General features: G+C 60.8%; 12 protein-coding genes and 1 pseudogene. 7 read left to right on the top strand and 6 right to left on the bottom strand.

Annotation, left to right across the window (positions count from 1 at the left end; all coding sequences use genetic code 11):
• Positions 1–31: 31 nt before the first annotated feature.
• Both V8Z78_RS02320 and cobT read left to right on the top strand, forming a co-directional pair.
• Positions 32–460, top strand: a complete 429-nt coding sequence (locus tag V8Z78_RS02320) for a hypothetical protein (RefSeq protein ID WP_349730825.1) — start codon at positions 32–34, stop codon at positions 458–460.
• A 183-nt stretch (positions 461–643) separates the two neighbouring features.
• Positions 644–1,756 carry a nicotinate-nucleotide--dimethylbenzimidazole phosphoribosyltransferase gene (gene cobT, locus V8Z78_RS02315; RefSeq protein ID WP_279087012.1) on the top strand — a complete coding sequence of 371 codons (1,113 nt, stop codon included), beginning with the start codon at positions 644–646 and terminating at the stop codon, positions 1,754–1,756.
• 55 nt (positions 1,757–1,811) lie between these two features.
• Here cobT and nth read toward each other — a convergent pair whose 3' ends face one another.
• The 3 genes from nth to V8Z78_RS02300 form a co-directional block, all read right to left on the bottom strand.
• Positions 1,812–2,468, bottom strand: a complete 657-nt coding sequence (gene nth / locus V8Z78_RS02310) for an endonuclease III (RefSeq protein WP_012837964.1) — start codon at positions 2,466–2,468, stop codon at positions 1,812–1,814.
• An 89-nt stretch (positions 2,469–2,557) separates the two neighbouring features.
• Positions 2,558–4,267, bottom strand: a complete 1,710-nt coding sequence (locus V8Z78_RS02305) for a ShlB/FhaC/HecB family hemolysin secretion/activation protein (protein ID WP_349730824.1) — start codon at positions 4,265–4,267, stop codon at positions 2,558–2,560.
• Between the two features lie 132 nt (positions 4,268–4,399).
• Positions 4,400–5,929: a collagen-like triple helix repeat-containing protein gene (locus V8Z78_RS02300; RefSeq protein WP_349730823.1), complete on the bottom strand. Its 1,530-nt coding sequence runs from the start codon at positions 5,927–5,929 to the stop codon at positions 4,400–4,402.
• A gap of 299 nt (positions 5,930–6,228) precedes the next feature.
• On the opposite strand from V8Z78_RS02300, the gene V8Z78_RS02295 reads away from it, so the two are divergent.
• Positions 6,229–7,425: an aminotransferase-like domain-containing protein gene (locus tag V8Z78_RS02295; RefSeq protein WP_003063017.1), complete on the top strand. Its 1,197-nt coding sequence runs from the start codon at positions 6,229–6,231 to the stop codon at positions 7,423–7,425.
• On the top strand, positions 7,422–7,643 hold the full coding sequence (locus tag V8Z78_RS02290) for a SlyX family protein (protein WP_003063015.1): 222 nt from the start codon (positions 7,422–7,424) through the stop codon (positions 7,641–7,643). Before V8Z78_RS02295 ends, V8Z78_RS02290 begins: the two co-directional genes overlap by 4 nt.
• A 125-nt stretch (positions 7,644–7,768) precedes the next feature.
• On the opposite strand, the gene V8Z78_RS02285 is transcribed toward V8Z78_RS02290, so the two are convergent.
• The 3 genes and pseudogenes from V8Z78_RS02285 to V8Z78_RS02275 form a co-directional block, all read right to left on the bottom strand.
• Positions 7,769–7,912, bottom strand: a complete 144-nt coding sequence (locus V8Z78_RS02285; protein WP_349730822.1) for a DUF3149 domain-containing protein — start codon at positions 7,910–7,912, stop codon at positions 7,769–7,771.
• 208 nt (positions 7,913–8,120) lie between these two features.
• A pseudogene (locus V8Z78_RS02280) lies at positions 8,121–9,549 on the bottom strand (M20 family metallopeptidase).
• A gap of 90 nt (positions 9,550–9,639) precedes the next feature.
• Complete coding sequence (locus V8Z78_RS02275) at positions 9,640–10,665, bottom strand: tripartite tricarboxylate transporter substrate binding protein BugE (protein ID WP_003063010.1); 1,026 nt, start codon at positions 10,663–10,665, stop codon at positions 9,640–9,642.
• Positions 10,666–11,352: 687 nt separating this feature from the next.
• On the opposite strand from V8Z78_RS02275, the gene V8Z78_RS02270 reads away from it, so the two are divergent.
• From V8Z78_RS02270 to V8Z78_RS02260, 3 genes are read left to right on the top strand one after another with little or no spacing between them, the layout of a single operon-like run.
• Positions 11,353–12,255, top strand: coding sequence for a glutamate ABC transporter substrate-binding protein (locus V8Z78_RS02270; RefSeq protein WP_003063006.1), 903 nt, complete (start codon positions 11,353–11,355; stop codon positions 12,253–12,255).
• Between the two features lie 3 nt (positions 12,256–12,258).
• The gene (locus V8Z78_RS02265) at positions 12,259–12,921 is read left to right on the top strand and encodes an amino acid ABC transporter permease (RefSeq protein ID WP_349730821.1); all 663 of its coding nucleotides are present in this window, start codon (positions 12,259–12,261) and stop codon (positions 12,919–12,921) included.
• The gene (locus V8Z78_RS02260; protein ID WP_003063002.1) at positions 12,918–13,718 is read left to right on the top strand and encodes an amino acid ABC transporter permease; all 801 of its coding nucleotides are present in this window, start codon (positions 12,918–12,920) and stop codon (positions 13,716–13,718) included. Before V8Z78_RS02265 ends, V8Z78_RS02260 begins: the two co-directional genes overlap by 4 nt.
• Positions 13,719–13,834: the final 116 nt, after the last annotated feature.

Raw genomic sequence — 13,834 nt, 5'->3', positions numbered from 1 at the left:
GAGCTATTCACTTTTTGGAATGGAGTTGCGTATGGCTTTTTTCAAGGTTCAGACTCTTCAACTAGCTTTGGGTGCGGCGGTTTTGTCGCTGGCAGGCATGGCCAGCGCACAGGTGGATGCAGCCAAGCCGGCGGCTGAAGCAGCTGCGATGGATGCGGCCAAGCCCGCGATGAAAAAGCACCACCATCGCCATCATCACAAGGGCCAGCGTCCCATGCGCGAGAGCAATTCGTCTTCACGCGAGGCGATGGCGGCAAGTGCCGAAGCCAAGAAGGGCAAGCCCGACGACGGCCAGGGCATCAGCCAGTACGAGCGCAATGCCTACGCCCGTTGCGGTGTGTTCAAGACCGAAATCGACCAGCAGGCCTGTATGGCGCGTGTCAAGGATGGCGCGGTCAGCGGCTCGGTCAAGGACGGAGGCATTCTGCGCGAAATCACGGTTGAGGAAGTCATTCGCTGAGGCTTTGCCGCGTCTTCCGCCAAGGCCCTTAGGGGCCTTTTTTCATGCAGCTTCTGAGCAATCGTTGAACTTGGCGTTGCGGCGCCGATGAAAGCGCGATACTTGCAGGATCCCAAAAACGTGCCTTCCGCATCCCGGTGGTGGATGGCACTCAGGCCTGATGCACCGGGAATGACTGCACGCATGAGTTCCGCTTCTTTTTCCGAATTCCTACCGTCCACCATCTGGTCCTGTCCGCAGGTGCAGGACATCCATGACGCGGCGCTGCAAGCCCGCGTCCAGCATCGCCTGGATTTCAAGACCAAGCCCCAGGGATCGCTGGGCGTGCTGGAACAACTGGCCTTGCGCATTGCCGGCATCGTGGGTTGCGAGACTCCCAATCTGTATGCACCGCAGATGGTGGTGTTCGCTGCGGATCATGGACTGGCTGCTCAGGGTGTGTCGGCCTATCCGGTCGATGTGACTTGGCAGATGGTGGAAAACTTCCTCGCTGGCGGCGCGGCCGTAAGCGTGCTGTCTCTGCAGAACGGAATTGATCTGAATGTCGTGGACTGCGGCGTGGCCCGCGACTTTGAGGTGCGCGAGCAGGATCCTGCGCACAAGCTTCCCAAGGCCCATGAGCCACGCCTGTGGCGGCGCAAGGTGGCCTATGGCACGGCGGACTGCAGCCAGGGTCCGGCCATGACCGAAGCGCAATGTGCGATGGCGCTTCGCAATGGCGGGGAACTGGTCAAGAAACTGCCGGGCAATGCGCTGTTGCTGGGCGAGATGGGCATAGGCAATACATCCAGCGCTTCATTGCTGCTGGCGCGTCTGTGCGGCGAGCCGATAGAGGAGGTGACCGGGGTGGGCACGGGCCTGAGCAGCGAAGGTCTGGCGCGCAAGATCGCCGTGCTCCGTCAGGTGCTGGATCTGCATGTCGACGTGCAAGATCCCCTGGCCGTGCTGGCAGCTATGGGCGGACTGGAGATTGCGACCATGACGGGAGCCGTGCTGCAGGCCGCTGCAGAACGCCGCCTGATCGTGGTGGATGGCTTCATCACCACGGCCGCCGTGCTGGTGGCCAGCCGTCTTCAACCCCATGTGCTGCAGCGCTGCGTGTATGCGCACCGATCGGGTGAGCCGGGTCATGCTCGTATGTTGGCTCACCTCCAGGCCCAGCCCATGCTGGACTGGCAATTGCGCCTGGGCGAGGGTTCTGGCGCGGCGCTGGTCTGGCCGCTGCTGCGCTCGGCCTGCACCATGCTCAACGAAATGGCCAGTTTTGAATCGGCCGGCGTCAGCGGCAAGAGCTGAGGAACTTGAAAAAATATAGCTGCAAGCGCTTTGTGGATATTCGTTTGAGGCGTTTTCAGCTCTTTTTTCCAGCTGCCGGTGCCGGGGTTTTGGGTGTGAAATCGCAGTATTTTGAAGCCACGCATTCCCAGCAGCGGGGCTTGCGCGCCTGGCAGACATAGCGGCCCAGCAGGATCAGCCAGTGATGGGAGTCCACCGCGTATTCGTCGGGTACGCGCTTGAGCAACTGCTTTTCGACTTCCAGCGGATTCTTGCCGGGTGCCAGCCCCGTGCGGTTGCTGACGCGGAAGATGTGCGTGTCCACGGCCATGGTAGGCTGACCGAAAGCCACGTTGAGCACCACATTGGCGGTCTTGCGGCCTACGCCGGGAAGGGCTTCCAGCTCTTCGCGGGTTCTGGGTACTGTGCCTCCATGCAGCTGAACCAGCATGCGGCAGGTCTCCATCAGATGCTTGGCCTTGCTGCGGTACAGGCCTATGGTCTTGATGTAGCTCTCCAGCCCCTCAAGCCCCAGATCCAGAATGGCCTGCGGAGTGTTGGCAACAGGAAAAAGCTTGCGCGTGGCCTTGTTCACCCCTACGTCGGTGGCCTGGGCAGACAGCAGCACGGCGGTCAGTAACTCGAACACCGTGGTGTATTCCAGCTCGGTTTGTGGCGTGGGGTTGGCGGCCTTGAGCGCAGCAAAAAACGGCGCTATATCGTTTTTCTTCATGGGCGATATTGTGGCTTGTCGTTCAGGGGGCGGAACAAAGAAAAAGCCGCTGCGTTACACAGCGGCTCGGCGGGCGGAATCGCAGCAAGTCAGGGATCCAGGTTGTAGCTCAATACAAGGCTGTAGCGCAGTTCCCTATCGGGATTGTTGACAGAGCGATCGCCCAGCGGCTTGCTCATGGCAAGGTCCAGTGCATAGTGGCGGCTGTCGGACAGGCGCAGCCCCAGGCTGGCAGAGCGCAGCGTATTGCCTTTGACTCCGCTGGTCTGCTGATGCGTGCGTGCCCATTCGTAAAGCAGATAGGGCTCAGCCGACTTGATCCAGGCCTGGTTGATGAGGAACTGGTAGTTGAGTTCGGCACTGGCACCCATGCCGGAGTCGCCCGAGAACTCGCCAGCCTGATAGCCGCGGCCGAAGCGGTTAGAGCCAAAGGAGATTTTCTCCGGGATGGGAAGAATGTCGGCACTGTATTGCCCGCCCACGGCAAAAGCGGCGCCCATCTTGTTCGCGAAGCGATGGCGCTGTGCATAGTCGGCGGTGATGCGCGTGAAGTCCAGCTTGGCAGGGTTTTCAAGCTTTTGCAGCAAGCCCTGCCGATAGTAGAGGTCCAGATTCTTGTAGGCCCCCAGGCTGTCCAGGCCGTGGGCCAGCAGGACCGACGCCGAACGGGTGGTGGTCTTGCCAAAGGACGCCCAGGCCATTTGCGCATAGAGCGTGCGAACCTTTTCCTCGCGCAGCAGGGAGGCCTGGCTATCGGCCAGTTCACGGCTGTAATTGATGGCATACAGACCCGCCGTGGTGCTGAGCTGGGTGGTATTGCTCAAGATCCATGGGTGGCTGATATTGAAGTCCAGCTTGCGTTGCTGTGTCAGGTCATCAATGCCGGGAATGCGCGTTGCCGGCGGGTTGAAGCTGCGGTAGTCGGAATAGCTGACACGTGCCTGCGTGCCCTCGGGCGTTAGCTGCTGAGTGAAACCGATGCTGCCGAAACGCTCCTTGTCGGGGTTTTGCAACATCGCCGAAGCCTGAAGCTGGCTGCCTGACCACAGAGGGTCGTTCAGGGTGAGGGAGGCAATGATGCGCGGCGTTGGCTTGCGCGCCTCGCCCCCGACGGTGACTGCAATGGGCTTGTGCTTGGATTTGATGACCAGGGGCACTGCACCATCGGTGGTGGTCGGCAGATTGGCCGACGCGGTGATCTGCACTCCTGGAAGGCGTGCCATCAGCTGGGTCTGGTGCTGAAAGGTTTTGGTGGTCAAAGGCCTCTCATTGAGCAGCGGCTGGGCAATTTCGCGTATCTGGTCCTCGGAGCGACCGAAATTTCCCTCCAGATTCAAGCTCTGCACATAGCCTTCGACCACGATGACCTGCACCGCGCCATTGGCAAAGTCCTGCGGAGGAAGGTAGGCAAAAGACAGGGCGTAGCCATGGCGTTGATACAGCTCGCTGACCTTCTGGGTCGCGGCATTGAGCTCGCCCACCGTATGCGTGCCATTGATGAAGGGTGTGAAAAGTGCGCTAACTTCTTCGAAAGGAATCGCCGTGCTTCCCTGCACATTGACGCCACGTACTGCGACCCGGAGGTTGATGAGGTCCTGAAGACTTGGCTGGGGCTTGTCTATCTGCACCGGAACCTGCCTGGGCTGCTGTTGCAGATTCCTTGCCGATTCGGGCGTTTGGGGCAGGCTGTTGAGCGGATTGCCGCCCTGCTGTGACCAGGCCAGAGGAGCCCAGGCCGCAAGTGCCAACACCTGAATCCTGGGGCCGATGCGGCCCTGTGGTTTTGCTTTTGACTGCAAAAGTCCCTCCTATTCTATTTTTATGACTCTCATTGTTCCCTACATCCCCAGAACTGGGTATGGGGTTGTCGTAAAAAAGCCCGCCTGCAGGCGGGCCAGGCTCAAGCGGTGCACAGACCACCGCCGTTCGCCTTATTTGCTGGTGGCTACCGCTCCACCGCCCAGGCCGAGCGCCAGATTGCCGCCCAGCAGTCCACCCAGCAGGCCGCCCGAGGTGCTTGCACCACCTGCTGCTCCTGCGCCTGCAGCGACATTGGTCACGCCGCCAAGTACACCGCCCACAAGGCCTGTGACTGCGCCAACGGTGTTGCCGACCAGGCCTGTCACCGCAGTGCCGGCACTGCCGCTGCCTCCTGCTGGAGCGCCTGCCGATCCCGTGACACCGCCGACAAGCCCTGTGACGCCGCCCAACACGCCTCCGACCAGATTGCCTGTTCCTGCGACAGGGCTACCGGCATTGCCGCCACCGCTTGCTCCACCGGTCACGCCACCGACCAGGCCCGTGACGCCGCCCAGCACGCCGCCGACTATATTGCCAGCTCCACCAGCGGAGCCGCCTGCGCCGCCCGTGACATTGCCGAGCACGCCACCGAGCAGGCCGCCGCTAGGTGTGCCGGGGCCAGTCACCACGCCGCCCAGGCCGGCCACGGTCTGGCCGACGCCCGAGACCACACCGCCGAGCGGAGCAACAACGGGAACTCCGGTGCTGGTGACGGAAGCTCCCACATGATTGACGACTCCGCCCACGGTACCCAGCAAGCTGTTAACCGGCTGGCCCAGGCCAGTGGTCTGAACCAGATTCTGGGTGGTACCGAGTACGGTGCTCAATACCGGTGTGGCGACCTGGCTGACCTGAGTCGTAAGACCCGAGACCAGCGGGTTGCCGGTCAGCTTTGCCACCGTGCCCTCGACGCCGGAAACGGTGGTGCCCAGGATTTGCACCGTGCCGCCCGCCAGGCCCGCCACATCGCCGACCACGCCAAGCTGAGGAGTGTCCAGCGCACTGACCGTCTTGCCTGCCGAAGTGACCGCAGCGCCCAGATAGCCGACAGCAGGAGCCACGCCTTGCAAGGTGGTGCCGATGGGGTCGGCCGTCTTGCCGATCTGGCCCAGGCCTGCGCTGACGCCGCTACCCACGCTGTTGACGGCATTGTTCACATTGCCAAGAATGCCGCCGGCCGGCTGGGCCACACCGCTCAGAGGCGTGCCGTTGGTGGCCGTGCCCAGAGTGGAGGTCACGATGTTGTTGACGTCGCTGATGACGCCGCTTGTTCCGGAAAGCGTTCCAGTGACATCCGCCACGGTGTCGCGCACCGGCGTGAGCGGAGTGCTTGCCACAGGCGGGTTGCCCGTGCCGCCATCACCGCCACCGGTGTTGCCACCACCAGTACCGCCGCCTGTGCCTCCACCTGTTCCACCGCCAGTTCCACCTCCGGTACCGCCACCAGTGCCGCCGCCGGTGCCACCACCAGTGCCGCCTCCGGCAACAACATCTCCACCGCCGGTGCCGTCGGGTCCGAGGTCGCTGCGCAGAGAGCCGCTAGAGCCACAGGCAGCCAGACTGGCAACCAAGGCTACGGCACACAGGCTGCGTAGGCTCAACGGGGTTTTGCCGTCAATGGCAACAGACAGTGCCTTGCCGGTAAAAGTAGTAGTACGCATAAATCCTCCATCCCAAAAACAAGTGAAAAAATCCGTCAAATACGCGGTCCGTTGATCGGTAGGCGTATGTTCTTGTCAGAGCCTTGGCGCTGTCCAATTCAAAGTTTGAGACACGAAGTTATGCGCAATTAACAATTGCTATCAACTTTTGTAGTTTGGTAGGAGTTTGATTACTTGCAGCATGGAATAGCGCCTACATAAAAGCCACTTCCTGTCTCTGGGGCGATTCGCACGCCACAATGGGCATCTGCCGCTCAAGCAGCGACGAGATTCCCGTAGCGCTTTAACCAAGAAAACGTATGCAATTTGCCAAACGACTCGATAACGTAGAAACCTCTGCGATCCGCGAACTCTTCAAGCTGCTGGGCAAGCCAGGCATCATCAGCTTTGCGGGCGGCTTTCCGGACAGTGCCATGTTTGACGTAGCGGGCATCAGCGCTGCCTCCGCGGCAGCCCTGCAGCAGGAGGCGGGAGCCGCATTGCAGTACGGTGCGACAGAGGGTTACCAGCCGCTGCGCGAGCAACTGTCGTCCTTTATGGCTGGCAAGGGCGTGCCCGATGTGGCGCCCGATCAACTCATCGTCACCACCGGCAGCCAGCAGGCACTGGACTTGCTGGGCAAGACCATGGTGGGAGAGGGTGACAAGGTCATCGTCGAAGGCCCCACTTTCCTGGCCACGATTCAGTGTTTCCGCCTCTATGGCGCAGAGGTGATCTCCGCCCCTGTGGACGAGCATGGTGTGAAGACCGACGAACTGGAAAAGCTGATTGCCGAGCACAAGCCCAAGCTGGTCTATCTGATCCCGACCTTCGGCAATCCCAGTGGTGCCATGCTGAGCCTGGAACGCCGCAAAAAGGTGCTGGAGCTGGCCGTCAAGTACCAGACTCTGGTGGTGGAAGACGACCCCTACGGCGATCTGTACTTCAATGAAGCGCCTCCTGCCAGCCTGCTGTCGCTGACGCGCGAAGTTCCTGGCAGCCGAGAGTGGCTGGCTCACTGCGGTTCATTGTCCAAGGTGCTCAGCCCCGGTCTGCGTATCGGCTGGCTGATTGCACATCCCGAATTGCTTGCTCGCGCCGTGATGTGCAAGCAGTTCAGCGATGCCCATACCAGCACCTTTGCCCAGGCCACTGCAGCCCAGTATCTGAAGTCCGGCGCCATGCCCAAGACCCTGGCCCATGTGCGCGAGGTCTATGCCAAGCGTGCCGAGACCATGGGCGATGCGCTGCGCGAGCAACTGGGCGATGCCGTCGAGTTCGTGCAGCCTGCCGGCGGCCTGTTCATGTGGGTGCGTCTGACGGGCGCGCGTGGCCAATTGGCGGATGCGGCCGTGCTGGCCAAGAAGGCTATTGAAGAGGGCGTGGCCTTTGTACCGGGCGCTCCGTTCTATGCACAGAACCCCGATACGGCGACCTTCCGCCTCTCGTTTGCCACGGCTGACGAGGACAAGATTCGCGCAGGCATTGCTCGTCTTGCCAAGGCGCTGAAGTCATGAGCGACAGTCACGAAGCCTTGCAAGAGCGAATCATGGAGCTGGAGATCAAGGCCAGCTACACCGAGGATTTGCTTGAGCAACTCAATATGACGATCTACCGCCAGCAGCAGCAGATCGATCTGTTGATCAACGAGGTGAGGGAACTCAAGCGCCAAGCGCCAGAAGGCGGGGGCGCGATGGTGCGCAATCTGCGCGACGAGTTGCCGCCGCATTACTGAGCACGCTGGGCGATGCGGTCAAGAAAAAGGCCGGAGTGAAAGCTCCGGCCTTTTTTGCACTCGAACCGCACCATATCGCCAGCAACCCAAGGCAGTACATGCGCAGCGTGCTATGAAGTTTGGATTTACTCCAATGGGGCGCTGGCAACGTTCTTCATCTTGCCAAGAAAGAGGCGGGTAAAGAAAGCGGCCATGACGATGATCAGCAAAATCACGGCCAGGCTCATCAGTCCGTAGTCGGTTGAAAAGAGATCGATCATCAGCTTCATGGTGCCTCCCTGTTGAGTTTCCGCAGTCTTGCGGCATGTCTCACTATGGCCGCTCGGCCTGGCCGGGGGCTTGTGCTGCATCAAGCTTTGACCGCAGCCGCTTTGAGGCAGAGCAAGCATGGCGAATCCTCAATCCTGGCGAGCGTTTTCAGGGGCTTTTGCTTTGAGGTTGCCGAAATTCCTTTCAGAGGAGGGAGGCGTTGCCAACTTACTTTCGCAAAAAGGGCAGGGCTACCTCTTCTGGAATAGGGCAGACATAGGGCTTGCCCTCACGGCGTTGCACTAGTTCTTCCTTGGCGCGTTCCAGCAACTCGGGCTGGGCGAACAGTTCCACAGCGGTGGCGGTCAGAATTTTTGCGGCGTGCACCATGCCGGTGTGAGCCAGGCCGGACTGCCCCTGCGACACCATCTGCCAGGAGTGCAGCGGTGTGCCAAAAGCATAGCAGGCCACCCAGGCCTGAACCGTGGGCGTGATCCAGCTCACATCGGCCACGTCGGTGGAGCCGAACATGATGTCTTTGGCGTTCGGGTCGTAGGGCGTCAGACCTTCAAAAATGGCCGGCACCTTGCCGCGCAGCACGCTGGCCAAAGGGCGGCTGACGGCATCGACATCGTTTTTGTCCAGCGTGGCCTGGAACTGGCCGGCAACAGCATGCGCCTGTGCATTGGCTTGCAACTGTCCCAGTGCCTGCATCTGCGCATGCATCACGCTGTTCAGCGTGCTGTTTTGCAGCAGATTGGAACAGGCCTTGTCGAAGATGATTTCGAGCTTGCAGTCCGTCATCAGTGCGGCGCCACGCGCCACGTTCTGAACGCGCTCATAGAGTTCGGCGGCTTCGTGGTTGCGTGCTGCCCGCACCAGATACAGCACTTCGGCGCGCGCCTGCACGACATTGGGCGACAGACCACCGCTATCGGTGACGGCGTAGTGCACGCGGGCGTCCGAGGGCATGTGCTCGCGCAAATAGTTCACCCCCACGTTCATGAGCTCCACTGCATCCAAGGCGCTGCGGCCCAGGTGGGGCGAGTGCGCGGCATGCGATGCCTTGCCATGGAAGACAAACTTTGCCTGAATATTGGCCAGCGTGCTCTGGCTGAACAGACCGGTGTAGCTGGCTGGGTGCCAGGTCAGTGCTGCATCCACATCATCGAACACGCCGGCGCGGGCCATGAAGGTCTTGCCGGAGCCGCCTTCCTCGGCTGGACAGCCGTAATAGCGCACGCGTCCGCTCGTGCCGGTGCTTTTCAGGTGCTGCTGCAGCGCAATAGCGGCAAAGTGCGCAGAAGTTCCCAGTAGATGGTGGCCGCAGCCGTGGCCGGCCAGACCAGGGCTGTCGGTGGACGGGGTGCAAACCAGAGCACCGCTTTGCTGGTTCAGGCCTGACAGGGCGTCGTATTCACCGAGCAAGGCAATGACCGGGCCTGCATCGCCCCATTCGGCCATGAAGGCGGTGGGGATGTCTGCCACATCGCGCGTGATGCGGAAACCAGCCTGCTGCAGCGCATCGATGTGAAGCTGGGCCGAAGCGTTCTCGGCATAGCGCAGCTCGGCCAGAGACCAGATCTGGTCGGCCAATGCCGTCATGCGTGGTGTCTCGCGTTGAAAAAAAATCCTGCAGGGCGCTCATCGCTTGCATGGCAAAAGGGTCCTTGAGCTGTGGTGAAGAAGATAGGGCATGAAGAAGCAACCGGCCGGCTGCAGCGAGTGCCGGCTGCAGGGCGGGCTCTTATTCGGGCTTGACGCCGGCCTTGTCGAGCAGGGCCTTGTTGCGCTTGAGTTCGGCGGCGATCTGGGCCGGGAACTGGGAGGGCGCTGCCTCGGTCGCCGTCGCGCCCAGATTCTTCAGGTGCTTTTGCACCTCGGGCAGGTGTACTGCCTTGACAGCCGCATCCTGCAACTGCTTCACGATGGGGGCCGGTGTGTTGCTGGGGACGACCAGACCGAACCAGCTGATGCCCAGTTCGTTGAGTTCGTCGTAGCCCAGTTCCTTGAAGGTCGGCACATTGGGCAGGTCGGGTGAGCGGCCATGTGAGGCCACCACCACAGGCAGCAGCTTGCCGCCCTTGATCTGTGGCATTGCCGAGGGCAACTGGTCGGTCATGATCTGAACCATGCCGGCCAAGGCGTCATTGAGTGCAGGGCCGTTGCCGCGATAGGGCACGATCTGGATCTGGGTCTTCATGGTTTCGTTGAACGAGGCAACCATCAGATGTCCCAGCGTTCCCAGGCCTGGCACTCCGGCACTGTAGGTGCCGGGCTGGGCCTTGACCTTGGCGAGAAAGTCCTTGAAGTTGTTCACGCCCATCTTGGGGTGGGCCATATAGACCGAAGGCATGGTCACCAGATTGGCAACCGGCAGCAGCTTGCCTTCAATCTTGCTGGCGCGTTTGTAGAGCAGGGGGTTGATGGTGGCTGTGCTCACGGTAGCCATGCCAATGCTGTAGCCGTCCGGAGCTGCCTGGGCGATGGCCTCGCTGCCGATCAGTCCTCCTGCGCCGCCCTTGTTGTCCACGATCACCGGTTGCCCCAGCGTGGTGCGCATGCCTTCGGCAATCACGCGGGCCACGATGTCGGTGGAGCCGCCGGCGGCAAAAGGCACGATGAGCTTGACAGGCTTGCTTGGATAGGCGTCAGCAGCCAGCGCCTGCGGCGCAGCCAGGGTCCACAAGGAGCTGGCAATCGCCAGCGAGAGCAGGCCGACGCTGCGATTGAGGCCATTTGTGCAGCCGCGAGTGCGTGAAGAGATGGGCATGGAGGGCTCCTGAAAGATATCGGCCGATGCGTGCCTGCACCATCAGTGCTGTTCACGAACTTCTGCCGTCATGGGAATGAAATATAGAAATTCCGGAGCCTGGGCAGTACATGTTATTTGCGGTTAGCTATAAGCTTTGTCGATACCTCGGGTGCGCCTCTCTCTGTGGGGCTGGATGGCTTCTAGTAAAAACCCTTGTATTTCTCGCGATCATTGATCATGTTTGCCATGGACAGTGCCTGGGACAGAGATGCCGCTCAATATCGCTGGATCTGTTTAGGGGTTGTGTGTATTTGCTCACGCTCGGCGACAGCGGTGGTTTCGACTTCTCAAGTTGATGACTTGAAAGCTGCCGTCGAGGTTCTATCAGCAGGTTGCCTTGGCGGTGTGATCGAGCGGCTGCAATATTGCCTTGCCCGCGGCAGGTGCTGCTTGGCCGGCATGGACGCCAGAAATTGCATCGAGCTTGAGTTCAGACTGCTTGCCAGGATTCATAGCTGGACGCCGGCCGGGTCAGACTCTCGAATGAGTGCTAGGCAAGGCCTGGGACTGTTGGCGGCGTCGTGGCCTGTTGGGGCACAAGGGCTGTATTGTGTGCACAATGGTGGCTACGCTCGGACGAGCGGCTCGCGCATTACAAATGCTGCTTTATATTGATTCGCGTCGCAGACCATCCAAGAAGACCGCATGTCGATCAAATCCATTCTGAAATCCACCGTGGTGGCACTGACGATCGTGACCGGTGGGTCGCTTTTCGCACAGGGCACTCCCATCAATGCAGCGGCCTATGACGCACTGGTTGTGCAAGGGCCTGTGGCCGATGCGGCGACCATCGCATCGAGCACCTGGGCCAGCAAGATCAAACAGGCTGGCACGCTGCGCCTCGGCAGCACGCAAACCTCGAATCTTTTCTCGCTGCTCAATGAGAAAGACGGCAAGATCCGCGGCTTTGACCTGGGTCTGGCCCAGCTCATCACTCGCTACATTCTGGGCGACGCCGCCAAGTACCAGTTCACGCAGGTGACCTCGTCCACGCGCGAGCAGGTGCTTATCAATAATCAGGTGGACATGGTCTTCGCCACCTACTCCATCACTCCTGCTCGCGCCGAGAAGATCTCGTTTGCCGGCCCTTACTACACATCGCAGTCCGGCGTGCTGGTCAAGTCGAACAACAAGACGGTTCAGTCTTACAACGACCTGGGCGGCAAGAAGGTGGCCACGCAAGCGGGCTCCACGGGGCCTGCGATATTGGCCCAATATGCTCCCAAGGCTGTCGTGCAAGAGTTTCAGACACATCAGGAAGCCCTCGATGCACTGCGTCAGGGGCGCGTGGATGCCTACGTGACTGATTACACGCTGCTGCTCAACGCCCTGAGCCTTGGCACCAGCAACGCGCGGCTGGCGGGTGCGCCATTCGGCGCGCAGGACCCCTATGGAGTTGGACTGCCCAAGGGCTCGGACGGCGTAGCATTCATCAATGCCTTCCTGAAGAAGCTGGAGGCTGATGGTACCTGGGCCAAACTTTGGACTATCTCCATAGGGCAGCGTACCGGTAGCACGACTGTTCCGACGCCGCCTGCTCTGCCTTGAACAATGGGTGAGGTTTCCAGGCTCCTGGCCGATTATGGGCCTGCCTTCTGGCAGGCCCTCTTGCTGACATGGAAGCTCACGATGGTGTCCTTTGTGCCCGGGGTCATGCTGGGTACGGTCGTCGCGGTGCTTAGGCTTATGCCATTGCCGCCGTTGCGCTTGGCTCTGACCGTCTACGTCGAGATCTTCCGCAATATTCCCAGCGTAGCGCTGCTGATCTTCATCGTTTTCGCGCTACCCGATCTCAACATCGTGATCGACTATGAGCCCAGCGTGATACTGACGCTGACGCTGGTCTGCTCCGCATTCACGGCGGATTACCTGCGCTCGGGTATCAACACCATTCCCGGCAGCCAGATTGAGGCAGCACTCAGCCTGGGCATGCGGCCGCTGCAGATTGTTTCTGCCGTGGTCTTGCCGCAGGCGCTGCGTTCGGTGGTGCAGCCGATGACTTCGTTGCTGATTGCATTGATGCTGTCGACATCTCTGGCGTCGCAGTTGCCGTTTCCAGGCCGGGAGCTCACTGCGCTCGTATCCAAGATCGCCAACGACTCGGCGCTCGGCATTGCCGCGTTCGCAGTGGCCGCCACCATGTATGTGGTGACAGGCCTGCTCATCGCCTGGGCCGGCGCAGCTCTGGAAAAGAAAGTGCGGATACTGCGATGAGCCGCTCTCTGGAGGACATTCTGTTTGCTGCGCCGGGCCCCCAGGCCCGGGCCGTCGCCAACGCGGTGAGCGTGATCGCCGCAGCCGTGCTGCTTTTGCTGGCGGTGGCCATCGTGTTCCGCTTCCATTCGGCAGGGCAGCTCGATGCCCCGTATTGGGAATTCTTTGCCTGGCCGACGACCTGGAGCTTTCTTGCCAAAGGTCTGCTCGGCACGCTGGCATCGTCGGCGATGGCCGCCGTCATTGCTCTGGCCCTCGGGCTGGTGCTGCTGCTGGGGCGGCTGTCGCGGCTGAGGCTGATGCGTTGGCCCAGCATTGCTGTCATCGAGTTCCTGCGCGGCACGCCGACGCTGCTGCTCATCTATGTTTGCTTTCTGGTGCTGCCATCGGTCGGGATCAAGCTGAGCACCTATTGGATGCTGACCTTGCCCATAGGCCTGAGTACCGCAGCCGTGGTTGCCGAGGTATACCGCGCGGGCGTGCTAGCCGTTCCGCGCGGCCAGACCGACGCCGCGCGAAGCCTGGGTTTGACCGAAGTCCAGGTCTTTTTCTTCGTCGTTTTTCCTCAGGCCCTTCGCTACATCGTTCCGGCACTGGTTGCGCAACTGGTCATTGTGGTCAAGGACACCACCTTCGGCTATGTCGTTACCTATGGTGAGCTCATGCAGAACGCCAAGGTGCTGATAGCGAACTACCACTCGCTGGTGCCTGTGTACCTGGTTGTGGCGGCGCTTTACTGCCTTGTGAACTATGCGATTTCAAAGGCGAGCCAGCGACTAGGTAGGCCCATGCATTGACCGCTCTCGGGTGGTTCGCGGGCGGCTGGTACGGCGCTCTGTCATCCGCAGACGGGGCAATTGCATGACAATGCGGTGTCGCGGCGTTTCCTCCGACCGTTCAAGCGGGAGTGAAT

The sequence above is a fragment of the Comamonas sp. wu1-DMT genome (assembly GCF_040187805.1).
GTDB lineage: Bacteria > Pseudomonadota > Gammaproteobacteria > Burkholderiales > Burkholderiaceae_C > Comamonas > Comamonas thiooxydans.
The sequence above is the reverse complement of the archived record's forward strand: the minus strand, read 5'-3'. Positions and strand labels throughout refer to the sequence as shown.